Source organism: Achromobacter xylosoxidans (assembly GCF_014490035.1).
Lineage (GTDB): Bacteria > Pseudomonadota > Gammaproteobacteria > Burkholderiales > Burkholderiaceae_B > Achromobacter > Achromobacter bronchisepticus_A.
This window is the reverse complement of record NZ_CP061008.1, coordinates 2,947,073-2,971,112: the sequence shown is the minus strand read 5'-3', so window position 1 is coordinate 2,971,112 and position 24,040 is coordinate 2,947,073. Positions and strand designations below refer to the sequence as shown.

Below are 24,040 nucleotides of genomic sequence, written 5' to 3'. Positions count from 1 at the left end.
GTTGCGGTTCTGCCGGTGCGCGATGCATGACATTGTAGTTGACTGTACGGATCAGTCGGCGCGGTAGTTGGGCGCTTCCTTGGTGATCTGTACGTCGTGCACGTGGGACTCGCGCACGCCCGCGGAGGTGATCTCCACGAATTCGGTCTTGGTGCGCATGTCGTCGATGGTGGCGCAGCCGCAGTAGCCCATCGAGGCGCGGATGCCACCGACCAGTTGGTAAATGATGGCCAGCACGCTGCCCTTGTAGGGGACGCGGCCTTCGATGCCTTCGGGAACCAGCTTGTCGGCGTTGTTGGACGGATCCTGGAAGTAACGGTCGGCGGAGCCGTCCGTCATGGCGCCCAGGCTGCCCATGCCGCGGTAGGACTTGTACGAACGGCCCTGGAACAGCACGACTTCGCCGGGGGCTTCTTCCGTGCCGGCGAACATGCCGCCCATCATGCAGGCGAAAGCGCCGGCCGCCAGGGCCTTGGCGACGTCGCCCGAGTAACGGATGCCGCCGTCGGCGATCAGGGGCACGCCCGTGCCTTCCAGCGCCTTGGCGACTTCGGAGATCGCATGGATCTGCGGCACGCCCACGCCCGCGACGATACGGGTGGTGCAGATGGAGCCGGGGCCGATGCCGACCTTGACGCCGTCGGCGCCGTACTCGACCAGCGCGCGCGCGGCGGCCGCGGTGGCAATGTTGCCGCCAATGACTTCAACCTTGGGGTAGTTCTGCTTGACCCAGCGCACGCCTTCCAGCACGCCCTTGGAATGGCCGTGGGCGGTGTCGACGATGAGGACGTCGACGCCGGCCGCAACCAGCTTTTCCACGCGTTCTTCAGTGCCGGCGCCCACGCCGACCGCCGCGCCCACGCGCAACTGGCCCTGGGCATCCTTGCTGGCCATCGGGTGTTCGGTGTTCTTGACGATGTCCTTGACGGTGGCCAGGCCACGCAGTTCAAAGCCGTCGTTGACGATCAGCACGCGCTCCAGGCGGTGCTTGTGCATCAGGGACTGCGCCTCTTCCAGCGTGGCGCCTTCCTTCATGGTGACCAGGCGTTCCTGCGGCGTCATGATGTTGCGCAGGGGCTGGTCCAGGTTCTCTTCGAAACGCAGGTCGCGGTTGGTGACGATGCCGACCAGCTTGCGCCCTTCGACCACCGGCAGGCCCGAGATGCCATGCTGGCGCTGCAACGCGATGGCGTCGCGCACCTTCATCTGGGGGGTGACGGTGACCGGATCGATCACGATGCCGAATTCGTGGCGCTTGACGCGGGCGACTTCACGCGCCTGGGCGTCAGCGGACAGATTCTTGTGGATGATCCCGATGCCGCCCTCTTGCGCCATGGCGATGGCCAGGCGCGATTCGGTCACGGTGTCCATGGCGGCGGACACGAGCGGGATATTCAGGGTGATGTTGCGAGTGAGGCGCGTAGCCAGGGAAGTGTCGCGAGGCAGGACCTCGGAATACGCAGGCACCAGCAACACATCGTCGAAGGTGAGCGCTTTTTGTACGAGACGCATGGGTAACTCCGGGCGCAAAGCAAGATTATACGCCGCTTGGGTGTTTTGCCTAGGTGTTGACCCTAGGTTCTCGGGGATATTTCTGTACCTCAGGGTGGTGCTTTTTCCGCATCACTATTTTTACCCGGGTGTATTGACATCTATTTTTACCCGGATCATAATTCATTCACGAATTTCACCCGGATAAAAAATGAGCAACTCAATCACCCCCCTCCCCGCCGATCCGCACACCGCCTTCGCCGGTCATCGCATTCTTGCCGCCGGCGCCCTCTCCGACGTGGCGCTCGCGGTCAGGCTGGCGATGGACGAAGGCCGCGACGCCACCATCCTCGTGTTCGACGACCTATCCGGCAAACAGGTCGATCTGGACCTCAGCGGAAGCCATGCCGCCATCGCGGAGCGCCACCGCGTCCGCATTGACCCGGCCGTCCCAGCGCCCGAAGCGCCCGCCGGTGCGGCCGATGACGCGCAACCGCGCGGCCGGGGCCGCCCCAAGCTCGGCGTGGTGGCGCGCGAAGTGACTCTGCTGCCGCGCCATTGGGACTGGCTGGGCGCGCAGCCCGGCGGCGCTTCGGTAGTCCTGCGCAAGTTGGTGGAACAGGCGCGCCGCGACAACGAGGCGCAGGACCGCCTGCGCGAGCGCCAGGAGGCGGCGTACCGGTTCATGTCCAGCATGGCCGGTAACCTGCCCGGTTTCGAGGAAGCCACGCGGGCGCTGTATGCCAGCGACCGCGAGCGTTTTACACAGCAGATCGCCGCATGGCCCGAGGATGTGCGCGGCTACGCCATGGGTCTGGCATGGGGCGCGCCCGGTGAAGCCGCCGCGGACTGAGCCGTGTCGGGGCGCGGCCTGCACAGGCCGCCCCCCCCAAAGCGGCCACGGGATTCCTCGCCGCACTTTCTCCAATGCTGCCGCTGGCTTGCCTCACCGCAGCATCGGCCACAACGTCAGCGCCAGCAGCGATCCCATGCAGATGTTGAACCACTTCAGACGCCCCGGCTGCGCCAGGAATCCGCGCAGCGCCACGCCGAAGCCCGCCCACAGCGAAACGCTGGGCACGTTCACCACCGCGAACACCAGGCACATCCACGCCAGCGTCGCCCAGGGCGCCGCGGCATCCACATAAACCGCAACCGCGGCCAGCGCGACGATCCAGGCCTTGGGATTGATCCATTGGAACAAGGCCGACTCCATGAACGTGAGCGGCCTGGCAGACGCCTGCCCCGCACCGATGGAACGCGATAGGGCTATGCGCCATGCCAGGTAAAGCAGATAGGCCGCGCCCCCTACCTTCAGGCCTGCCGACAGGGCCGGCCAGGCGTGGAACAGCGCGCCCAGGCCCAGACCTACCCCAAGCAGCAGCGTAGTGAAGCCAACGGTGATGCCCAGCACCTGGGGCAACGTCCGGCCGAAGCCGAAGTTGGCGCCCGAGGTCATCAACATGACGTTGCTGGGTCCCGGCGAAACCGAGGTCACGAAGGCGAATACCGCCAGGGCAAACAGATTTTCAAAAGACAAGATACGGCTCCGGCAAGGCGCGGCGCACGTTTGCGCTCGCGATCAGACAGCCGCATTGTGAGTCCGGGCCAGCCTGATTAATATTGGCGGTTTTGACATCTTTGATAGCGTTCTTGCCATGAAAATCCAGATCCTGGCCCTGGAGGGCGTGTTCGATACCGGCCTGTCGGCCATCCTGGACGTGTTCACCACGGCCAACGAGCTGGCGCCGCTGCTGCCCGAACCGGTCCAGCCGTTCGACACGCGCATCGTCGGCATGCGCCGCAAGGTGCGCAGCGCGCAGGGATTCGGCGTGCCCGTCTCGGGCAGCCCGGACCCGTCGGACCCCGACTGGCTCGTGATCCCGGCCATCGCCTGCAAGATGCCCGAAACCCTGCTGCCCGCGCTGGACCGCGCCGACGTGCGCGACGCCGGCCGCATGCTGCGACAGCGCGCGCCTGGCGCGAACACCGCCGCAGCCTGCATCGGCACCTTCGTGCTGGCGGAATCGGGCCTGCTGGACGGCCACAAGGCGACTACCACCTGGTGGCTGGCGCCGCTGTTCAGGCAGCGCTATCCGGCGGTGGATCTGGAGGACCAACGCATGCTGGTGCGCTCGTCGTCGCTGCTGACCGCGGGCGCGGCGCTCAGCCACATGGACATGGCGCTGTGGCTCGTGCGACAGGCCAGTCCGGAACTGGCCGCGTTGGTGGCGCGCTATCTGATCGTGGACCAGCGGCCCTCGCAGTCGGCCTATGTCATCACCGACCACCTGACGCATGCCGAGCCGCTGGTGCAGGCCTTCGAGCGCTGGGCCCGCGCGCATCTTGCGCAGGGATTCTCGTTGGACGCCGCGGCGCAGGCGCTGGGCGCCAGCAAGCGCACGCTGGCGCGCCGCATGCAGGAGGTCCTGGGCAAGAGCCCGCTGTCGTTTTTCCAGGATCTGCGCGTGGAGCGCGCAGCGCATTTACTGAAGACCAGCAACCAGTCGCTGGAGCAGATCGCGGCGCAAGTCGGCTATGCCGATGGCGTCACGCTGCGCAACCTGCTGCGCCGGCGCCTGGGGTACGGCGTGCGCCAGATGCGTTGATATCCGCGCCTACGACGCGGGCGGTGGGCGCTTGCCGCGATATGCGTTTTAATCGGAAGCAAGAGGCAGGCGCGCCTTTCGCGCCCGCGCATTTCCACACGGTGCATCATGGCCATCGCAAAGAACTTCCTGCTCTACGACGGAGATTGCCCTTTCTGCTCGAACTACGTGCGGATGCTGCAACTGCAGAAGGCCGTCGGCCCCATCGATCTGCTGAACATGCGCGACCACCCTGATCTGGCGGTGGCCTACAAGGCGCAAGGCTACGATCTGAACCAGGGCATGCTGCTGCACCTGGACGGCCAGGACTACTGGGGCGCCGACTGCATCAACCGGCTGGCGCTGCTCAGCACGGGCAACGACCTGTTCAACAGCGTCAACGCGGCAGTGTTCCGCAATCCCTGCCTGTCGACGGCGCTCTATCCCTTCATGCGCACCGGCCGCAGCCTGGCGCTGACGCTATTGGGCAAGAAGAAGATGCAGATGTAGCCGCGCCGGCCGCTGAGCCGATGCGGGAACGGGATCTGATTAAAGACGGCGCGCCGCGCTACGCGGCGCCGACGGCTCTCGCCAAAGGCGCTGCGGCCGTTTCCGTGTGCACGCCCGCATCGGAACGGCGCCACCCCGAAGCCGGATCGCGCTTGTCGTGGAGATAATCCCAATCCGTGCCGCACACCGCACAGGTGTACGCTTCGTGCTGCACGCCGCGTTGCTGCTGCCCCGTCGACCGCACCACGCCCAGGCTGATCAGGTTGTCATGACCGGGCGCATCGCGCCGGTCCGTGACGATAGCCTCGCATTTTTCACACGCCCCCATGCCTCTTCCCCTTTCAGTATCCTTTCATCGGATATTACGAAGGGAAAAACGCTTAAAGCTCAGCAATTCTCACCATTGCGGGGCCGGCCGGCGCTGGAGTTCAGCCGCCCCCTGCGCTGGCGTCAAACCAATGTCACCTTGCCCGTGGCCAGGCTGTACACGCCGCCGACCACTCCCAACTTTTTCTGCTGCACCATCTCCTGCAAGAGAGGCTGCGCCGTTTTCAGGCGTTCGACCGTCAGTCGCACATTGGCCTGGACCGCTGCGGCCACCAGGTTTTTCGCGCCCGACTTGTCCGCAAGCTCGACCGCGGGCTTGAGCGCATTCACCAGCGCGGGTAGATGGCCCGGCAGTTCGGTCTTGTCCCTCCATGCCTTCACCGTCGCGTCCACCGCGCCGCAGTTGTCGTGGCCCAGCACCAGAATCAGCGGCGCGCGCAGGACCAGGGCGCCGTACTCCAGGCTGGCCAGGCCGTCTTCGTTCACGAAGTTGCCGGCCACGCGCACGATGAAGAGGTCGCCCGGCCCTTGGTCAAAAGCCAGTTCCGGCGCCACCCGCGAATCCGAACAGCCCAGGATGGCGGCGATGGGCTTTTGCTTCACGGCGCGGGCGGCGCGTCCCGCGGAATAGTCCCGCATGTTCGGCTTGTTGGCGGCGTAGCGGGCATTGCCCGCCATCAGGCGCTTCAAGGCCTCGTCGGGGCCGATATCGTTTGACGGCACGGCGGCTTGGGCATCGCCCAGCCAGCCTGAAGCGCCGGCTGCGGCGATCGCTGCGGCGCCGAACAGCAGGCGGCGGCGGTTGAATTGCGGGGAATTGGCGAAAGAAGAACAGTCGCACATGAAGCTCTCCTGAAAGAAGAACATCCGGGAAACCAGCGCAGGACCATTGTGCTGCCGCGGCCTCTTCAAATGCTCAAACATCGCGCCGCCAGGATCAAAAAAAGCGCCGTAACCGCAGCTTGAGAAACACGGATGAGGGGCGTAATGTGGAAAAGCGGCATATGCCGCGTCACCTGCTTAATAGGTACGCACCATGACGCCCAACACTCCCCACCCCAATCCCTCCCACGCCGCGCCAGACGCGCAGGCCGACAAGGAACGCGCCCGCGCGGATCACCAGCATGAGGAAGCCCGGCGCAAGGCCCTGGTCGGCTCGCAGCACAAGGAAAACGTCCGCAGCGTCGCCGCGCCGCGCTACCACGGGCACCGCGGCGGATGAGGCTCGCGTCGGCTAGATTCCGTAACGTCTTGGAAAAACATCGAACTGAAATAAGCGCCTGAAAGTTGGACCATCTTGCGTTGGACTTTGGACGGGACCAAAAGGATGAGCCCCGCTCCTGATGCCCTGCCCTGAATGGTTTTCAACGACAAAGGATGCTTATCGTGATTCCGATCAGAAAGACAGCCGCCGCCTGTGTCCTGGGTTTGGGCATGCTGGCGGCGGTAGCCGGCCAGACCGTTCTTGCCCAAGCCCAGGCCGATGCTCCCGCGCCGCTGGCCACCGGCCTGACCGACTCCGGCAGCGCCGAGGGCCAGGTCATCGAAGCGGTGCGCAGCGGCGACATCCTGTCCATCAAGGCACGGTTCAAGCCCGTCGTCATGGGCAAGACGGAGATGCTCTATCCGCAGATCAGCAAGAGCGACTATGAAAACAGCTTCTACGTGGTCGCCGGCAACAAGAAGCATCTGCTGCTGAGAGACAGCAACGACAAGCCGCTGACCAATCCCAAACTGATGATCCGGACCGAGAAGGACGCCCCGATCGCCGGCTCCTGGCAGGGGAAGTTCCCCGCCCCGCCCAAAGAGATCAAAGAGGTCTCGCTGACGATACCTGGCGTCGAGACCTTCGACGCCATCAAGATCACCGACCGCTAGCCATGGCCGGCTACCCGGGCACGTCCACTCTGCTGGCCGCGGCGTTGCTCGCCGCCGCCAGCGGCTCCATCGCGCAGGAGCCACCCTACAAGGCCGAGATCCTGGATCTGCAGGCCACCATCCTGGACCTGAAGGGGCTGCCTTCCGATGCCAGCGGCGGCATATCGGACCTGAACGCGCAGATAGACGGACTGGCCGCGCGCCACGACGGCCTGTCGGTGCGGCAGGACAAGAACGCCGTGACCGTCGCCATGCTGGGCGACGTGCTGTTCGATTTCGACAAGACCGCCATCCGACCGGCCGCCGAACCTACGCTGCGGGACATCGCCAGCCTGATCCAATCCAGTTCGGCCGGCACCGTCGGCATCGAAGGCCACACCGACTCCAAGGGCTCGGCCTCGTACAACAAGGATCTTTCATTGCGCCGCGCGCAGGCGGTGGCGCAATGGCTGGCGAATCATGGCGTGGACAAGTCGCGGCTGACCGTCAAGGGATACGGCGATACCCAGCCGATCCAATCGAACAAGCTGGCCAATGGCGCGGACAATCCGCAAGGACGGGCGCAGAACCGGAGGGTGGAGTTCGTGCTGCCCAAGCACTGAGCGCAAGGCGCGAGGATGCCGCATAGGTGGCCGCATCATTGCGCCGCAGACCTCACACGGCCTGCGGTACTATGCGCGCGTCATTGTCCCCATGTCGCCGACGCGTGCCGGCGTTGCAGGAAGTACTCCCATGCGCCTCATCCACCGAGCCGTCCTTGCTTGCGCCCTGCTGGCTGCTCCATTTGCCGCCGTGGCCGGCGATCTGAACAAGGCCAACTGCACCTACAAAGGTGTCCCGCTATATGGCAAGGTGAAGATCGTCACCGCGTTCCCCGACATCAAGGTCAAGGTGGTCAGCGCGTTAGCCGACCTGTCGGTGAAGAAGGTCGACGCTTTCGCCGACAGTTGCGGCGAATGGAAAATCGTCGACAGCTTCCCGGACTTCAAGATCCAGTTAGTGGACGCCTTTCCCGACGTGACGATCACTTGGGTGAATGCGTTTCCGGGCGTCCGGTGAACATGATTGCGCGTATCGGCTAGGGCAGCCGGCTTACTCCTCTTCGCCGTAGCCAAAAGGCCAACGGCGCTTGTTCGGCTCGGGCGCGGGTTGCTGACTGTGCATGACGGGCTCCTGAGGTTCGATGGACGAATACTACCGGCATCCGCCAAATCGAACTGCAAAGGTTCGCAAAGATCGCGGCAATCATGCCGCAAGAGCCCCATCCACGTTTCTAACACAAGGCAGGCGCGGCCCGCATCGGGGCTAGAACGTATGCCATTTCCCGGACCGGCGCGTAGGATTGAAGCCGTACGGGAGAGCGCCATGCCAGATTCCAGCTGGATTTGCGGCAGCGAGCCGCCGAGTCGCCAGGGATTCTTCGAGACGGAATTCAATACTGGCCAGACCGAAGTCACGATGTACTCCGTATTGGGCTGGATGCCGCCAGCGCATCGCGGCTACGTGGTCCGGTGGCGCTCGCTGGAACCCGCGGTGGAACAAGCGGAAATCGAACGCTATCTGTACTACCGGCGCGAGGGGCGCGGGCATTCTTGAACTTCTGGTCGTTGGCAGCCGCAAGGGCCTGGTGCTAGCCTTGAAATGGCCTGCCGCCGTCATTGGAGACCTCTCATGCCCGAGTTCATTGAAGCGAACCTTGACACTCTGTTCACGCTTGCCCAGAGCCGTACCGAAAGCTATCTGCGGGCAGCCGAAACCCAGATCGATGCGGTTTTCGGTGGGGGCTACGCCCGAGAGCATCCAGAATTGATCGCGGCGTTCATGAAGACCGCGTCCGACGAATTCACGCGCACGGCCACGGCCAAAGTCCTGCAGAACCTGGGGTACTCCCTGGACTCGGTTGCAGACGCACTGCGCACCCGGGCCTGATCAGGATCTCCGCGCCCGCGGGCTCTCCGCGCGCACCCGCATGCCGCCAGCCCGATACCGGGCTGCTGAGCCGCTTGCGCTCTAAATCCTTGAAATAACTAGCAGTTATGAAATTCCCTGATGAAAACCCCATCAGGGAATTTACTTATGCGCTTTAATTATTTGCAAAGCGCATACTTGCCGGGCAAGAATTCGTCCTTGGCATAAATCAATTCAGATGGAACTTCGTCAACTCGAGGCCTTCGCGGCCGTCATGTCCACGGGCAGCGTCACTGCTGCCGGCCGGCTGTTGGGACGCTCCCAGCCGGCGATCAGCCGGTTGTTGCAGGAACTGGAAGCCGAGATCGGCTATCCCTTGTTTGCGCGCAGCGGCCCGCGCGTGACGCCCACCGAGCAGGGCTTCCTGCTGTATGACGACGTCGAGCGCGCGTTGGCGGGCATGCAGCAGATCCGCAGCCGCGCCGATGAAATCGCCCGCGGCCAGGCCCAGCCGCTGCTGATGGCCGCCACCTCCGCCCTGGCGGCAGGCCTGGTGCCCGACGCGCTCAAGCGCATCGAGGACCGGATCGGCGCCGCGCGCATCCAGTTGCGCAGCGCCTCGCCCGAGCGCGTGGTGCACGCCGTGCTGTCGGGCGCCGCGCAACTGGGCGCGACCAGCCTGCCGCTGGAGCATCGCGGCCTGACGGTGCACTGGATCGGGCAAGCGCCCTGTGTGGTCGCGCTGCCGGAAAACGATCCGCTGGCGCAACAAGCCGTGGTGCCAGTCGCCGCGCTGGCTGGACGCCGCATGATCACGATGGCCAATCCCTACCGCCTGCGCCGCCGCCTGGACGCCGCGCTGGCGCAGAACGCCCAGACGCTGGGCACGATGGAAACCAATTCGTCCGTCAACGCCCTGGCCGCCGTGCGCGCCGGACTGGGCGTGTCGGTGCTGGAACCGATCACCGCCTACGGCGCCCCCATGCCGGGCGTGGCGATCCGGCCCATCGACCTGGACATTCCCTTTTTCTTCGGGGTCATCACCCCGCAGTCGCAAACGCCGACGCCAGCCTGCCAGGCCATGGTCGACGCGCTGGCCCAAGCCGCCGCAGCCCTGCTGCCCGGCTTCGCCCTGCACGACGCCGCCGAGCATTCGGCGCTGCTGCAGTCGATCTATGGCGACGACGCCCCTCTTACGGAATCCCCTGCTATATGAATCAGCCTGTAGCCACCCCGCCGCAAGGCCTAGCCGCGCTGGAAGCGCGCCTGCGGCAAGACCTGTCCTGGCTGGAAATCCCCGCCAAGAACTGGGTCACGCCGCGCCTCGTCGACGGCCAGCCCGTGCTGGACGTGGCCGTCGTCGGCGGCGGCATGGCCGGCCTGGCCGCGGCCGCCTCGCTCAAGCACCTGGGCATCAATGCCCCGATCTTCGACCAGGCGCCCGAAGGCTATGAAGGTCCCTGGGCCACCACCGCCCGCATGGAAACCCTGCGTTCGCCCAAGCAGCTGACCGGCCCCGCGCTGGGCCTGCCGGCGCTGACCTTCCGCGCCTGGTTCGAAGCCCAGTTCGGTTCCGAGGCCTGGGATGCGTTGGACAAGATCCCGCGCCTGCAATGGATGGATTACCTGCGCTGGTACCGCCGCGCGCTGGAACTGGATGTGCGCAACGAACACCGCATCCTGGCCGTGCTGCCGCGCGCCGACCAGCTGGTGCAGCTGGACATCGAATCCCCCGCCGGACGCAGCACGGTGCTGGCGCGCCGGGTGGTGCTGGCCACCGGCCGCGACGGCCTGGGCGGCGCCTATGTGCCTGATTTTTCGAAGAAGCTGCCGCGCAACCGCTGGGCGCATTCGTCCGACGTGATGGACTACAACACCCTGGCCGGCAAGCGCGTGGGCGTGGTGGGCGCGGGTGCGTCGGCCATGGACAGCGCGGGCACCGCGCTGGAAGCCGGCGCCGCCAGCGTAGACCTGCTGATCCGCCGCAACGACATTCCGCGCATCAACAAGGGCAAGGGCGCGGGTAACCCCGGCCTGACCCACGGCCACCTGACCCTGCCCGATGAATGGAAGTGGAAGATCCGCCACTACATCAACGCCGCCCAGGTGCCGCCGCCGCGCGGCAGCACGCTGCGCGTCTCGCGCCACCCCAACGCCCGCTTTAATCTGGGCTGCGGCGTGCAGGACCTGGCGCTGGTCGGCGACGAGATCCACGTCACCACGCCGAAGGGCGTGTTCGTGCTGGACTTCCTGATCTTCTCCACGGGTTTCCGCATCGACTGGACCGTGCGTCCGGAGTTCGCCGCGCTGGCGCCGCACGTGCGCGCCTGGGGCGACCGCTACGTGCCGCCGGCCGGCGAAGAAGACCAGGAACTGCATGACTCGCCCGACCTGGGCGCGGTGTTCGAATTGCAGGAAAAAACCCCGGGCGCCTGTCCCGGCCTGGACCGCGTGCATTGCTTCTCCTACCCGGCAGCGCTGACGCAGGGCACGATCTCGGGCGACATCCCGGCCATCAGCGAAGGCGCCAAGCGCCTGGCGCAAGGCATCGCCGGCCTGTTCTACCGCGAGGACGTGGAGACGCACTACGCCAATATGGAAGCGTTCTCCGAACCCGAAGTGTTCGGTGACGAATGGACGCCGGCCCCGGCCCCGCAAGCGGAGACCGCGCAATGACGGGCTGGTTGCTGCGCCGCATCGCGCAAGCCGCGGTGGTGGTCTTCCTGATGACGCTGATCGTCTTCGTGGGCCTGCATGCCATCGGCAATCCGGTGGACATCCTGATCGGCCAGGACGTGGACCAGGTGGACCGCGCCCGCATCATCGCCGAACTCGGCCTGGACAAGCCGCTGTGGGAACAGTATCTGGCGTTCCTGAACGGCGCCCTGCACGGCAATCTGGGCAACAGCTTCGTCTACAACATCCCTGCGGTCGAACTGGTGATCCAGCGCCTGCCGGCGACGTTCGAGCTGGCCATCGCCGCAATGATGTTGGCCGTGGTGGTGGGTCTGCCTCTGGGCCTGTACGCAGGTCTGTATCCGGATAGCCGTTTCGCCAAGATGATCATGGCGGGCAGCATCGTCGGCTTCTCGCTGCCGACGTTCTGGATCGCGCTGATGCTGATCATGACCTTCAGCGTGTCGCTGGGCTGGCTGCCGGCCAGCGGCCGCGGCGAAACCGTGGAGTTCCTGGGCTTCCAGTGGTCGTGGCTGACGGCCGACGGCTGGCGCCACCTGATCCTGCCGGCGTTCAACCTGTCGCTGTTCAAGATTTCGCTGGTGATCCGCCTGACCCGCGCCGGCGTGCGCGACGTGCTGCCGCTGGACTTCGTGAAGTTCGCGCGCGCCAAGGGCCTGTCGCCCATGCGCGTGGTCTGTGTGCACGTGCTGCGCAACACCATGATTCCGCTGGTGACGGTGCTGGGCCTGGAGCTGGGCTCCACCATCGCCTTCGCCGTGGTCACGGAAAGCATCTTCGCCTGGCCCGGCGCCGGCAAGCTGATCCTGGACAGCCTGAACGCGCTGGACCGCCCCGTCATCGTGGCCTACCTGATCGTGGTGGTGTGCCTGTTCGTGACCCTGAACCTGATCGTGGACATTCTTTATAAAGTGCTGGACCCGCGGGTGCGGCTGGAGGCCTCGGCATGAGCGCCGTATCTACCCCGAACCCTACCCCCGCGCTGCGCCGCGAATCGCCGTGGCGGCGCAACCTGGCCGAGTTCATGTCGTCGAAGACGGCGGTGCTGGGCCTGGCTGTCGCCACGCTGCTGATCCTGGCCGCCATCCTGGCGCCCTGGATCGCGCCGCAGAATCCGTATGACCTGCTGCAGATCGACGTGCTGGACGCACGCCTGCCGCCGGGCAGCATGAACGGCCTGGACACCTTCCACTACTGGCTGGGCACCGACGGCCAGGGCCGCGACCTGCTCTCGGGCATTCTGTACGGCCTGCGCATCAGCCTGGTGGTGGGCGTGGGCTCGGCCCTCATCGCCGGCATCGTCGGCACGCTGCTGGGCCTCTTGGCCGCCTACGCCGGCGGCAAGGTCGACGCCCTGATCATGCGCCTGGTGGACCTGATCCTGTCGTTCCCGTCCATCCTGGTCGCCATGATGATCCTGGCCTACCTGGGCAAGGGCGTGGGCAACGTGGTGTTGACGCTGGTGATCCTGGAATGGGCCTACTACGCCCGTACCGCGCGCGGCCAGGCCCTGGTCGAGCGCCGCCGCGAATACGTGGAAGCCGCCCGCTGCCTGGACATCCCCAACTGGCGCATCATGTTGAAGCACATCCTGCCCAACTGCCTGCCGCCGCTGATCGTCATCGGCACTTTGCAGATCGCGCGCGCCATCACGCTGGAAGCTACCTTGAGCTTCCTGGGCCTGGGCGTGCCCGTGACCGAACCGTCGCTGGGGCTGCTGATCTCCAACGGCTTCCAGACCATGCTGTCCGGCGAATACTGGATCAGCTTCTACCCCGGCATCGCGCTCCTGATCACCATCGTGGCGATCAACCTGGTGGGCGACCGCCTGCGCGACGTGCTGAACCCGAGGACCCACAAATGAGCGCCGACCGCCATATTGCCGGCGCACCGACGCTGGAGGTGCGCAACCTGCGCACCCACTTCCATACCCGCGCGGGCGTGCTGCCCGCCGTGGACGACGTGTCCTTCACGCTGGAACGCGGCAAGATCCTGGGCCTGGTCGGCGAGTCCGGCTCGGGCAAGTCCGTCACGGGCTTCTCCATCATGGGCCTGGTCGACGCGCCGGGCCGCATCGTCGGCGGCGAAGTGCTGTTCCAGGGCCGCGACCTGACCAAGCTGGCGCCGCGCGAGCTGCGCAAGCTGCAGGGCAACCGCATCGCCATGATCTTCCAGGATCCGATGATGACGCTGAACCCCGTGCTGCGGGTGGACGCGCAAATGATCGAGACCGTGCGCGCCCACAACAAGATGAGCGTGGCGCAAGCCCGCGCCCTGTCGCGCGACACGCTGGGCATGATGGGCATCCCCAGCCCCGAAGAGCGGCTGCTGGCCTACCCGCATCAGCTGTCCGGCGGCATGCGCCAGCGCGTGGCCATTGCGATTGCCATGCTGCACCGGCCCGACCTGATCATCGCCGACGAGCCCACCACCGCGCTGGACGTCACCATCCAGGCGCAGATCCTGTCCGAAGTGCAGAAGCTCGCGCAACAGCACGGCACCAGCCTGATCTGGATCACCCACGACCTGTCGGTGGTGGCCGGCCTGGCCGACGACGTGGCGGTGATGTACGCCGGCCGCATCGTCGAGCACGGCACCGTCGACGACGTGCTGGACCGTCCGCAGCACCCCTACACCGTGGGCCTGATCGACAGCCTGCCCAGCAACAACCGGCGCGGCCAACGCCTGCGCCAGATTCCCGGCATGACGCCCAACCTGCTCAACCTGCCCACGGGCTGTGCCTTCGCGGCGCGCTGCTCGCGCGCCACCGCCGCCTGCGGCCAGCAGCCCGGCATCACCCAGGCCCTACCCGAACACAAAGTGCGTTGCTTCCACCCCACGATCCAGACCAGCGAGGTAATGGCATGAGCGCGACCGCCCCTACCCCGCTGATTGATCTCAGCCAAGTCAGCAAGCGTTTCGGCGAACGCCCCACCGGCCCCGCGACGCGCGCCATGCAGCGCCTGGGCCTGTCCAAGCCGCCCGCCGTGACCCGCGCCGTCGACAACGTGGACCTGATCGTCAACCCCGGCGAAGTGGTCGGCCTGGTCGGCGAGTCCGGCTGCGGCAAGTCCACGCTGGGCCGCATCGCGGCCGGCCTCTTGACGCCCTCCGGCGGCGAGATCCGCATCAACGGCGTGCGCCCGGCCGACATGAACTCGGCCCAGGCCCATGCCGCGCGCCTGCAAGTGCAGATGATCTTCCAGGACCCCTACGCCAGCCTCAACCCGCGCCTGCGCGTGGACGAGATCGTGGGCGAAGCGGCCCGCATCCACGGCCTGGTCGGCAACGGCGACTTCGACGACTACGTCAGCGCCCAGCTGGAACGCGCCGGCCTGGACCCGGCCCTGCGCCAGCGCTATCCGCACCAGTTCAGCGGCGGCCAGCGCCAGCGCATCGGCATCGCCCGCGCCCTGGCCGTGCAGCCCACCATGCTGGTGTGCGACGAGGCCGTGGCCGCGCTGGACGTGTCGATCCAGGCGCAGATCCTGAACCTTTTCATGGACCTGCGCGAAGACCTGGGGCTGACCTATCTCTTCATCAGCCATGACCTGGGCGTGGTCGAGCACCTGTCCGACCGCGTCGTGATCATGTACCTGGGCCGCGTGGTGGAAACGGCCACGGTGGAAGAAGTCTTCCGCCACCCCAACCACCCGTACACGCAGGCCCTGCTGGCCGAGATCCCCAGCCTGAAGTCGCGCCACAAGACCTTTACCGCGATCAAGGGCGAGATCCCCAGCCCGCTGAATCCGCCGGGAGGCTGCCATTTCCATCCGCGCTGCCCGCATGCGATGCCGCGCTGCAAGACCGAGGTTCCCACCTTGAAGGGAATCGCCATCAACCACCTGAGCGCCTGTCACCTGAACGACATGGCGTGAACCCAGCCGCCGCGCCGCGGCGCCCGAATTAACCGCTAGTTCCCCCTATACCAAGGACTCCGAACATGAAACGCCTGATTCTCACCACCCTGACCGCCGCCATCCTCGGCGCTTCCGCCGCCGCCAGCGCGGACGACCTGTCCATCGGCTTCGCCGACCCGCTGTCGTCCCTGGACCCGCAGCTGAACAACCACGCCGGCGACCGCTCGGTGGCCCTGCACTTCTGGGACCTGCTGATCGAGAACAAGTGGAACAAGCTGCAGCCCGGCCTGGCCGTCAGCTGGAAGCCGCTGGACGACAAGACCTGGGAATTCAAGCTGCGCGAAGGCGTCAAGTGGCAGGACGGCACGCCATTCACCGCCGACGACCTGATCTACTCCTACACCCGCGCGCGCGCCGTGCCGGGCAGCGTGGCCACCTATGCCGGCTACCTGCGCACCATCGACACGATGACCGCCAAGGACCCGCTGACGCTCATCGTCAAGACCAAGGCCCCCAACCCCGACCTGCCGCTGAACCTGGCCTCGGTGCACGTGGTCAGCAAGCACGTCGGTGAAAAGTCCACCACCGAAGACTACAACTCGGGCAAGGCCATGGTCGGCACCGGCCCCTACAAGTTCGTGTCCTACACCCCCGGCGACCGCGTCATCATGGAACGCAACGACGGCTACTGGGGCGACAAGCAGATCTGGGACAAGGTCAACTACCGCTACATCAACAACGCCGCCGCCCGCACCGCCGCGCTCTTGGCCGGCGACGTGGACGTGATCGACAAGGTCTCGGTGTCGGACCTGGCCAAGCTGCAAAAGGCCGCCAACGTGTCGGTCTACCCCTACGACGGCCTGCGCGTCATGCTGCTGCAGCCCAGCTTCAACCCCGCGCCCAACCAGTACATCACCGACAACAACGGCAAGCCGCTGGACAAGAACCCGCTTCTGGACGTGCGCGTGCGCCAGGCCCTGAACCTGGCCATCAACCGCAAGGCCATCGCCGACCGCATCCTGCAAGGCGCCGCCACCGAAGCCAACCAGTGGATGCCCAAGGGCACCATCGGCTACAACCCCGACGTCAAGGACATCCCCAACGACGTCGCCCAGGCCAAGAAGCTGCTGGCCGAAGCCGGCTACCCGGACGGCTTCAAGCTGACCATGCACGTGCCCAACGACCGCTACCCGCAAGGCCCGGAAACCGCCCAGGCCGTGGCGCAGTTCTGGACCCGCGCCGGCGTCAAGACCCAGGTGGAAGTGGTGCCATGGGCCGTGTACTCGGGCCGCGCCAACAAGAACGAATTCGCGGTCAGCATGCTGGCCTGGGGCAACGGCACCGGCGAAGGCAGCTACGCGCTGGTCAACATCCTGGCCACCGCCGACGCCAAGAAGGGCCTGGGCGCGTCCAACTGGGGCCGCTACAGCAACCCCAAGGTCGACGCCGCGCTGGAGCAATCCACCTCGGAATTCGACGTAGCCAAGCGTGAAGCCATCCTGCGCGACTCCGTCAAGATCGTGTACGACGACGTCGGCATCATCCCGCTGTTCCACTACAAGAACATCTGGGCCACCAAGAAGGGCCTGAAGGTCACCCCCATGACCAGCGACCGCACGGCCGCCATGATGGTGACGAAAGAGTCGGGCAAGTAAGCCATGACGCCCACCCTAACCATCACCCCGGCCATCGACCTGATCGACGTGCCGCGCCAGATCCGGGTCGAACACGTCGCCCCCGGCCAGACGGTGGAGATCACCGCCCTGACCCGCCGCAACGGCGTGCTCTGGCAAAGCCAGGCCGCCTTCGTGGCGGGCGCGGACGGCACGGTCGACCTGGGCCGCGACGCGCCCGTGTCCGGCGACTACGAAGGCGTGGCGCCCATGGGCCTGGTCTGGTCGCAGTCCCCCGTGGACTCGTCCAGCCGCGAACACTTCAACCACCCGGTGACCGAGGCCCTGGTCACCGACGTGGTGGCGCGCGCCGCCGGCGCGCAGGCCCAGGCCAGCTTCACCCAGCGCCTGGCGGCTGACGGCGTGACGCGCCAGGACGTGCGCGAGGAAGGCCTGGTCGGCACGCTGTACCTGCCGCCCGGCCCCGGCCCGTTCCCGGCCGTCATGATCCTGAACGGCTCCGGCGGCGGCATCAACGAACCGCGCGCGGCGCTGTATGCGTCGCGCGGCTACGCCGCCTTCGCGCTGGCCTACTTCAAGGCGCCGGGCCTGTCGGACTACATCTCCAACACCCCGCTTGAGTACTTCCAGACCGGCCTGCGCTGGCTGCGCAAGAAGGTCCAGCCTAAGCACGACTTCGTCGCCATCAGCGGCCAGTCGCGCGGCGGCGAACTGGTGCTGCTGTTGGGCGCCACCTTCCCCGAGGAAGTCTCGGCCGTGGTCGCCTACGTGCCCGGCGCCGTGGTCCACAGCGGCCAGAACGCCTGCGATCCCAAGATCGGCCGCGAAGGCCCCACCTGGCTGCTGGGCGGCAAGCCCATCCCCCACGTCTGGGAAAACAACCGCACCGCCACCTGGGCGCCCTTCGACGAAGGCCCCTCGCCGCACCGCCACGAGAAAGCCATCCTCACCGCCCTGCAAGACCCTGATGCCGTGGCCCGCGCCCGCATCAAGGTCGAAGACATCCAGGGCCCCGTCATGCTGCTGTCCGGCACCGACGACGGCTCCTGGCCGTCCAGCATCTATTCCAAGATGGTGCAGGACAAGCTGGCCCAGGTGAACCACCCCTATCCGGTCGAGTGGCTGGACTACGAGAACGGCGGGCACTCCATCCTGTTCCCCTACGTGCCCACCACCCAGCTCGTCTACGCCCACCCCGTGTCCGGCAAGATCAGCACCAGCGGCGGCAACCCCAAGGACAACGCCCGCGCCGACCAGGAATCCTGGGAAGGCGTGAAACAGTTCCTCGATGCGGCAGTCCAGGCCCGCGCCACCAAGTAAAGAATCAAGGAGATCCGCATGGCTGAACCCATCGTCTACAACGTCACGGACGACCTCGTCGACCGCCTGATCGGCCTGGCCCCGGGCGCCAAGACCTACGAAGTGCGCCACTTCCGCGAGAAGGTCGCCGCCGCCACCCAAGGCAGCTACGATGCCCTCTTCGACCCCGCGCTGCCCGGCCTGTCCCTGGCCGAGCGCCTGCTGGTCGCGCTGTACGCCACCCGCATCACCCCGTCGCCGCTGCTGGCCGCGCACTACCGCGCGCGCCTGGCCGACGCCGGCGCCACCCCGGCCGACATCGCCGTCGCCGAATCCGGCAAGCCTGCTGAGGCCGCCACCCCGCGCCTGGCCGCCATCCTGGAATTCACGCGCAAGCTGATCGAGAAGCCCGTCGAAGGCGACGAAGCCGCGCTCAAGACCCTGCCAGCCGCCGGCGTCTCCACGCCCGCCGTGGTCACGCTGTCCCAGCTGGTCGCCTTCCTGTCCTACCAGGTCCGCCTCGTCGCCGGCCTGGAAGCCATGAAGGCCCTGGAAGGCCAGCCCGAACGCGCTGCCGGCACCCCGCCCGCGCCCTTCCCCGCCAACACCGCCGCCACCGCGCCCGGAGCCGTCATCAAGGCCCACGGCTTCACCAACGAATCGCTGGAATGGAAGGCCTGGCTCGACGTCGTCAACGTCGAAACCGCCACGCCCGAACAAGTCGCCGTCCTGGAAGAAAGCCACCCCAAGGCCAAGGTTTCGGACTACTACCTGTTCCTGGTGCATCAGCCGGAAATCCTGCGCCAGCGCTCCACGGCGTTCAACGCCATCATGTATGCGCCGGGTGGACTGTCGCGTGCCGAGCGTGAACTGGGTTCGACCTACGTGTCGCGCATCAACGGCTGCGTGTACTGCGCGTCGGTGCATGCCCAGCGCTTCGAGCAATTGGCCAAGCGCAATGAGGTCATTGCGCAGGTGTTCGAGGATCCCGCCACCGCCGGCACCACGGCGCGGGAACTGGCTATCGGCAAGTTCTCGATCCAGATCACCGAGGCGCCTGCCTCGGTGAATGCGGACAGCATCCAGGCTTTGAAGGATGCGGGCTTGAATGAAGGTGAGATCCTGGATCTGCTGCATTCGGATGCGATCTTCGCTTGGGCGAATCGCTTGATGCTGAATCTGGGCGAGCCGGTGTACGCGGCCGCCTGATCCGGCAAGGGCTGGCGCCTGAGCGCCAGCCTAGAAGCGCCACCCAGCGTTCAGCGTACCGGTATGTTGCCGGTTGCCTCCACCGAATTCACCTGCGTAGCGCAAGCCCAGCGTCATCGCCCGAATCGACACCAGGTCCGCGCCCAGTTCCACACGCGCCGCATCGCGCGCGATGGGCGCGCCGGCCACGCTGAAGGCCGGGCCTTGGTCAAAGGCCAGCGTCGCCGTGGGCTGGACGTCGCCATAGGCGTGGCGCCAGCCCACCATGCCGCGCAAGGCAATGGCCGTGCCGCCCGGCTGCCATTGCGTGCGCAAGCCGGTCAGGCTGCTGGCCACATGCTGCTTCTGCGCTCTTCCCGACAACGCCGCCGCCCCGCCGCTCTCGTTGAAACCGCGCATACGCGTATCACTCCAGGCCAGGCCGACATATGGCTCTACCGTCACCGTACCGCTCAATGCCATGGCGTAGCCCGTCTCGGCAAACAGCTGTGTGGTGCTGGCGTGATAGCCAGCGTCCAGGTTCTGGTCCAGGCTGCCGTAGCGGACCTGCCGGCGCGTCTCGATGTCGTGCCAGGTGTAGGCCGCACCGGCCATGACGTTGAGCTGGCCGTCGCCCAGCGCATAGCCCTTGCCGCCGTATACCGTCGCGGTATAGCTGTCGATATTTGAACTCGCGCTTCGGTCCTGTCCGCTCAAGCGCGAGTCGGTGTATCCAAATGCGCCGCCCAGGCGCCATCCCCCCCCCACGCCCACGTCGCCGCCGAATGCCAGGCTGGTGCTGCGCTGGCGTATGGCCGGCGCATTGCCGTCGCCCGCGTACTGGCGCCAGTCGCCGCCAAGCTGCGCCCACACCGGCGTGACGCCGGCACGCGGCAGCGCCGTCGCCAGGACCGGCGCGTCGCTGACGCCCGCGGCAGCCGTCGGCGCGCCCGGTATCTGCCGCGCGCCCAGATTGCCGCGCAAGGCGTCCAGCCCGCTCTGCGCCGCAGCCGTCAGGTTGGGCCATGACAGCACTGTAGCGACGCTTGCATAGGCGTCGCCGGAAAGCTGTTCAAAACCCTGGCGCACCTCATCCAGGTCGCTGCTCAGCGCGAACGCGCGCCAGACTTCCTGGTCCTGCGACAGCGCATCGATGGCCGCAGCCACCGCCGCCTGGTTGCGAGTCGCGGCCAGGCCAGCCAGGCTGCGTGCATTGCGGCGCAGCGTGAGCGTGACATCGTTGCCGTCGCCGCCCTGGGTGCTGACCAAGGCGTCCAGAAACAGCAAGGGATTGCGCACCTCGGCAAACGTGCCCTGCACCGCGCCCGGACTCAGCTTGCGGATCAGCGTGTAAGGCCCTGACTGCGGCTGCCAGGCCTGCGCGTCGTTGGGGGACAGGCGCAGGTCCAGCGTGCTGCCGGCAATATCCACCCCGCCTGCAACGTCCACGCGGCTGCTCGCTTGCGGCGTCGCCTCGATGCGCAGCGTGCCGCGGTTGAGGTAGTCACCGGCGATGGTCTGTGCGCCGCCGGCAACGCCCGCGTTCCCCGGCGCATGCGTGGCGCCGGCATCGATAGCGGTTGAACCCAGCCGGCCGCCTCCGCTCAACGTCGTACCCGCAAGCGCCCGCACACTGCCGCCCAGGCTGGCGCTGTCGGCCAGCCACAAGCCGCCGCCCGCCAACGTCGTACTGCCCGAGTATGCGCCGCTGTCCGCGCCAAGCTTCAAGGTCCCGGCGCCTGTTTTGGTCAACACGCCGCTGCCCTGCAGCGCGCTGTCCAACCTGAAGTGATAGGGCAAGTCCAGCGTGCCGCCTTGGGCGCCGATGCTGACCGCGCGCGCTGTGGATGCGTATGCGGCATCACCAATACGCAAGACGCCGCCGTTCAGTCGCACGCCGCCAGCGGCCGCGCCCAGGCTGTCGTCGCTCGTCGCCTCCAGCGTGCCGGCGAGCACGTCCGTACCGCCGGTGTAACGGTTCTGGCCGGACAACACCAGCGTCCCCGCGCCAGCCTTGCTCAGCGTCCTGCCATCCCAGCCGGTCGCGGCGTTGGGCGCCTGGTCGGCCAGCGGCGCGGCCACGGTGAACACATTGCCTGCATCGGCCAGCGTGTAGGTGCCATGGGCCAGGTTGTTGCCCGCCGTCCAGCTCAGATCGTAGCTCGCCACATAGTCCGTGCCCGACTTGCGGGCATGGACAGTCAAGTAGTCCACCGCCCCTTGAAAGCCACCCACCTTGACCGAGCTAAAGTCGGCGCTGATGCCGCTCGTAGTTCGGATCAACGTCTGGTTGGCGCCGTTCGGATCGGCAATGCCCGAGATGTTGAGCGACACGTTGCGCCCCACGGCCAGCTCGCTCGTCTCCAGCGCCGGTCCGGCCGAGCCTGCCGCCAGCGACAGTCGCGTGCCGTCGGCCAGCGCGACACCCCCATTCACGCGCAACGTCGACAGCGTCGTCGCCTCGAATTCGCCCGCATTGACCATGACGCGGCCAACCAACGTGGCCCCTCCTCCGTTCATGCGCAACACGCCGCCATCGACGATCGTATTGCCAATGTGGGCGACGGTTCCCGTCATGACCAGCGTGCCCGCGCCGGTCTTGGTAAGCGTACCCGCCCCATTCCACGCGCCCGCCATCACCAGCGTCTTGTCCGAGGCGACCTTCAATGCGGAAGCCGCGCCAAGGGTTACGTTCTGGCCGACGCGCATCGATTGCGTCGCGGCCAGCGTGCCGCCGGCCAGCGTCAACCTCCCAGACAAATCACCCAGCGCGCCCGCGTCGGCAATGGACAGCGTGCCTCGCCTGATGGTCCAGGGCGTGACCGCCGTCGTCGCACCCGTCAGGCTCCAGACGCCCTGGCCGGTTTTCTCAAAATTGGAGAAGTACCGGAACTGACTGGCATCGCCGATCCGCCCCGTATCAAACACCGTGGCGCCCGGGCCCGATCCGAGGTCGGAGGCATCGCCGCCCAGCGTCAAGGTATTGTCGGCCGCCGCCCCGGTAGCGCCGACGACATTGCCCAACAATGACCAGCCTTGACGCAGTTCCAGCTGATTGGAGCCAGCGGTGAACCTGATGGCGTCTGCATAGGCGCCGCCATCCCCGCCCCGACCGCCGGCAATCGGGCCGGAAGTCGTAATGGTCAACCGCGCGCCCTGAATACCCACACCGCCACTACCTGCCCGTCCCTCGCTGCCACCAGCAAAATTTCTGCCACGATTGCCACCAACGCCACCCTGAATCGTGCCCAGGTTGTTGATCACCAGATCATCGCCAAGAATTCCGCTGCCCGCGCCTGCCCCATAGCCGCCAGAAGTGCCAGGCCCAACGCCAGTGCTTCCATTGCCGCCATTTCCGCCCTGGATGACGCTACCGTTCGTGATGATGAAACCCGAGCCCGCGATGCCCGCTCCGCCGCTGCCTCCGTCAACTCCGGTCGCGCCAGTCCCGCCGCTGCCACCCTTTCCGCCAACCACGGAAAACTGGAGCGTACCCAGGTTCTGGCCATTGCCGTACAGTATCGCGCCGGGTGCTCCCGCACCGCCCCCGCCTCCACCTCCGTAGGAAACATAGGTCACGCCATTGATGACCCGAGTCTCGGCGCCACCAGCTCCGCCGTCACCCCCATTGCCGCCCTTCACGGCCACTATCGGCAGGCTGCCCGCCCTATGGCCCGCCGCACCGCCGCCGCCGCCGCCGCCGGCGGCGAAGAGCTCGCCTGACCGCCCATCCTCGCCGCGTGCGCCATCCGCTCCAGCCGTGTTGCCGCCTGCGCCGCCAGCAGATTTCGATCCCGAGTTATAGCTGTGGCCATCTCCCCCTTTGCCGCCAACAATACCGGCGCCACCACCGCCGCCCCCTAGCATGTTGCAGCCTCCACCAGCTGTCTTGCCATCACCGCCAGCAGTCGTCAGAGAATCCGCACCGCCAGCGCCCCCGCATGCAGCGCCAATAGTCCTGCTCCCACCGTTTCCGCCGTCGGCCGCTGCCGCCATCGGCGCCGATATCAAGACCGCCCATAGCGTCACAGCCGGCTTGACTCTCCTTCCTGGGGTATCAATACCTGCTTGTTTGAATATGCGAGCCATGCTGTTCCTCTGTCATGCCCTATGCCATTGCCGGCCCGTCACGGTCCGCCGCAGCAAGCACGGTCCCGAATCCAAACGCGCACACACAAGGCCGCACGTCCCGTCGCGGCGGCCTGCTTGCGTGCAGTACAAGAGAATCCAGTGGGTCCGGCCAGCGCGAGGGCCATACGCGCCATTGCGCTCCGCTCGCGTTGCGCGGCGGAATCTTGGGCGCAGCGTAACGGCAGCCTGTCGCCGGCACATCGGACTTTAGTCGTAGAGACTGGCGGTTTTCCGTGCGGCGTCGGGGTCCAGAGGCAGCCCCTGGCAGGCGCGTTCGTCACACGGGCACGGCCCGCCTACTGATGCGCCTCGCCCATCGCGGGGCGCATTGCCTTACCCCGTATCCAGATCAACGAAGCGCCACCTGCCGTGAATGCCGACAGCATCCAGGGATTGAAAGATACAGGCTTGAAGGAAGGCGAGATCCTGGATCTGCTGCGTTTGGATGCGATCTACGCACGCGCGTAGCGCTTGATGTTGAACCTGGGCGAGCCGGCTTCGCCGAAGTGGCGTCCGGCCGCTTGCGTGC

General features: G+C 66.5%; 24 protein-coding genes. 19 read left to right on the top strand and 5 right to left on the bottom strand.

Annotated features, from left to right (window positions below):
• Positions 1-51: 51 nt before the first annotated feature.
• On the bottom strand, positions 52-1,512 hold the full coding sequence (guaB, locus tag IAG39_RS13900) for an IMP dehydrogenase (RefSeq protein ID WP_059373216.1): 1,461 nt from the start codon (positions 1,510-1,512) through the stop codon (positions 52-54).
• Between the two features lie 190 nt (positions 1,513-1,702).
• On the opposite strand from guaB, the gene IAG39_RS13895 reads away from it, so the two are divergent.
• Positions 1,703-2,344, top strand: coding sequence for a DUF2239 family protein (locus IAG39_RS13895; RefSeq protein WP_118932165.1), 642 nt, complete (start codon positions 1,703-1,705; stop codon positions 2,342-2,344).
• Positions 2,345-2,437: 93 nt separating this feature from the next.
• Here the strand turns inward: IAG39_RS13895 and IAG39_RS13890 are convergent, their stop codons facing one another.
• The gene (locus tag IAG39_RS13890; RefSeq protein ID WP_118932164.1) at positions 2,438-3,031 is read right to left on the bottom strand and encodes a LysE family translocator; all 594 of its coding nucleotides are present in this window, start codon (positions 3,029-3,031) and stop codon (positions 2,438-2,440) included.
• Positions 3,032-3,149: 118 nt separating this feature from the next.
• Here IAG39_RS13890 and IAG39_RS13885 point away from each other — a divergent pair, with 118 nt between their 5' ends.
• Positions 3,150-4,100 (top strand): GlxA family transcriptional regulator, encoded by a 951-nt coding sequence (locus tag IAG39_RS13885; protein WP_118932163.1) that lies wholly within the window; start codon positions 3,150-3,152, stop codon positions 4,098-4,100.
• Between the two features lie 108 nt (positions 4,101-4,208).
• Positions 4,209-4,589 (top strand): DCC1-like thiol-disulfide oxidoreductase family protein, encoded by a 381-nt coding sequence (locus IAG39_RS13880; RefSeq protein ID WP_118932162.1) that lies wholly within the window; start codon positions 4,209-4,211, stop codon positions 4,587-4,589.
• A 58-nt stretch (positions 4,590-4,647) separates the two neighbouring features.
• Here the strand turns inward: IAG39_RS13880 and IAG39_RS13875 are convergent, their stop codons facing one another.
• Positions 4,648-4,917, bottom strand: a complete 270-nt coding sequence (locus IAG39_RS13875; protein ID WP_059373226.1) for a hypothetical protein — start codon at positions 4,915-4,917, stop codon at positions 4,648-4,650.
• 122 nt (positions 4,918-5,039) lie between these two features.
• Complete coding sequence (locus tag IAG39_RS13870) at positions 5,040-5,759, bottom strand: carbonic anhydrase (protein ID WP_118932190.1); 720 nt, start codon at positions 5,757-5,759, stop codon at positions 5,040-5,042.
• 193 nt (positions 5,760-5,952) lie between these two features.
• Here IAG39_RS13870 and IAG39_RS13865 point away from each other — a divergent pair, with 193 nt between their 5' ends.
• The 15 genes from IAG39_RS13865 (at position 5,953) to IAG39_RS13795 (ending at position 19,401) form a co-directional block, all read left to right on the top strand.
• Positions 5,953-6,138, top strand: coding sequence for a hypothetical protein (locus IAG39_RS13865; protein WP_059373231.1), 186 nt, complete (start codon positions 5,953-5,955; stop codon positions 6,136-6,138).
• A 164-nt stretch (positions 6,139-6,302) separates the two neighbouring features.
• Positions 6,303-6,794 carry a hypothetical protein gene (locus tag IAG39_RS13860; protein ID WP_240633225.1) on the top strand — a complete coding sequence of 164 codons (492 nt, stop codon included), beginning with the start codon at positions 6,303-6,305 and terminating at the stop codon, positions 6,792-6,794.
• Between the two features lie 2 nt (positions 6,795-6,796).
• On the top strand, positions 6,797-7,396 hold the full coding sequence (locus tag IAG39_RS13855; RefSeq protein ID WP_118932161.1) for an OmpA family protein: 600 nt from the start codon (positions 6,797-6,799) through the stop codon (positions 7,394-7,396).
• Positions 7,397-7,526: 130 nt separating this feature from the next.
• Complete coding sequence (locus IAG39_RS13850; RefSeq protein WP_187523947.1) at positions 7,527-7,853, top strand: hypothetical protein; 327 nt, start codon at positions 7,527-7,529, stop codon at positions 7,851-7,853.
• Positions 7,854-8,159: 306 nt separating this feature from the next.
• The gene (locus IAG39_RS13845; RefSeq protein WP_118932159.1) at positions 8,160-8,390 is read left to right on the top strand and encodes a hypothetical protein; all 231 of its coding nucleotides are present in this window, start codon (positions 8,160-8,162) and stop codon (positions 8,388-8,390) included.
• Positions 8,391-8,465: 75 nt separating this feature from the next.
• A complete protein-coding gene (locus tag IAG39_RS13840; protein WP_059373237.1) occupies positions 8,466-8,723 on the top strand; it encodes a hypothetical protein in 258 nt (85 codons plus the stop codon).
• Between the two features lie 217 nt (positions 8,724-8,940).
• A complete protein-coding gene (locus tag IAG39_RS13835) occupies positions 8,941-9,918 on the top strand; it encodes a LysR family transcriptional regulator (RefSeq protein ID WP_059373239.1) in 978 nt (325 codons plus the stop codon).
• Positions 9,915-11,378 carry a flavin-containing monooxygenase gene (locus tag IAG39_RS13830; protein WP_118932158.1) on the top strand — a complete coding sequence of 488 codons (1,464 nt, stop codon included), beginning with the start codon at positions 9,915-9,917 and terminating at the stop codon, positions 11,376-11,378. The genes IAG39_RS13835 and IAG39_RS13830 overlap by 4 nt, the downstream gene beginning before the upstream one ends.
• Positions 11,375-12,349 carry an ABC transporter permease gene (locus IAG39_RS13825; protein WP_054456315.1) on the top strand — a complete coding sequence of 325 codons (975 nt, stop codon included), beginning with the start codon at positions 11,375-11,377 and terminating at the stop codon, positions 12,347-12,349. The genes IAG39_RS13830 and IAG39_RS13825 overlap by 4 nt, the downstream gene beginning before the upstream one ends.
• The gene (locus IAG39_RS13820; protein ID WP_059373243.1) at positions 12,346-13,263 is read left to right on the top strand and encodes an ABC transporter permease; all 918 of its coding nucleotides are present in this window, start codon (positions 12,346-12,348) and stop codon (positions 13,261-13,263) included. The genes IAG39_RS13825 and IAG39_RS13820 overlap by 4 nt, the downstream gene beginning before the upstream one ends.
• A complete protein-coding gene (locus tag IAG39_RS13815) occupies positions 13,260-14,267 on the top strand; it encodes an ABC transporter ATP-binding protein (protein WP_118932157.1) in 1,008 nt (335 codons plus the stop codon). Before IAG39_RS13820 ends, IAG39_RS13815 begins: the two co-directional genes overlap by 4 nt.
• The gene (locus IAG39_RS13810) at positions 14,264-15,277 is read left to right on the top strand and encodes an ABC transporter ATP-binding protein (protein WP_054456312.1); all 1,014 of its coding nucleotides are present in this window, start codon (positions 14,264-14,266) and stop codon (positions 15,275-15,277) included. Before IAG39_RS13815 ends, IAG39_RS13810 begins: the two co-directional genes overlap by 4 nt.
• Positions 15,278-15,342: 65 nt before the next feature.
• Positions 15,343-16,914 (top strand): ABC transporter substrate-binding protein, encoded by a 1,572-nt coding sequence (locus IAG39_RS13805; protein WP_054456311.1) that lies wholly within the window; start codon positions 15,343-15,345, stop codon positions 16,912-16,914.
• Between the two features lie 3 nt (positions 16,915-16,917).
• A complete protein-coding gene (locus tag IAG39_RS13800) occupies positions 16,918-18,213 on the top strand; it encodes an acyl-CoA thioesterase/bile acid-CoA:amino acid N-acyltransferase family protein (protein WP_118932156.1) in 1,296 nt (431 codons plus the stop codon).
• A gap of 18 nt (positions 18,214-18,231) precedes the next feature.
• A complete protein-coding gene (locus IAG39_RS13795) occupies positions 18,232-19,401 on the top strand; it encodes a CMD domain protein (RefSeq protein WP_118932155.1) in 1,170 nt (389 codons plus the stop codon).
• A 30-nt stretch (positions 19,402-19,431) separates the two neighbouring features.
• Here IAG39_RS13795 and IAG39_RS13790 read toward each other — a convergent pair whose 3' ends face one another.
• Positions 19,432-22,404, bottom strand: coding sequence for an autotransporter outer membrane beta-barrel domain-containing protein (locus tag IAG39_RS13790; protein WP_187774103.1), 2,973 nt, complete (start codon positions 22,402-22,404; stop codon positions 19,432-19,434).
• Positions 22,405-22,416: 12 nt separating this feature from the next.
• On the opposite strand from IAG39_RS13790, the gene IAG39_RS13785 reads away from it, so the two are divergent.
• The gene (locus IAG39_RS13785) at positions 22,417-23,103 is read left to right on the top strand and encodes a hypothetical protein (RefSeq protein ID WP_165867808.1); all 687 of its coding nucleotides are present in this window, start codon (positions 22,417-22,419) and stop codon (positions 23,101-23,103) included.
• Positions 23,104-24,040: the final 937 nt, after the last annotated feature.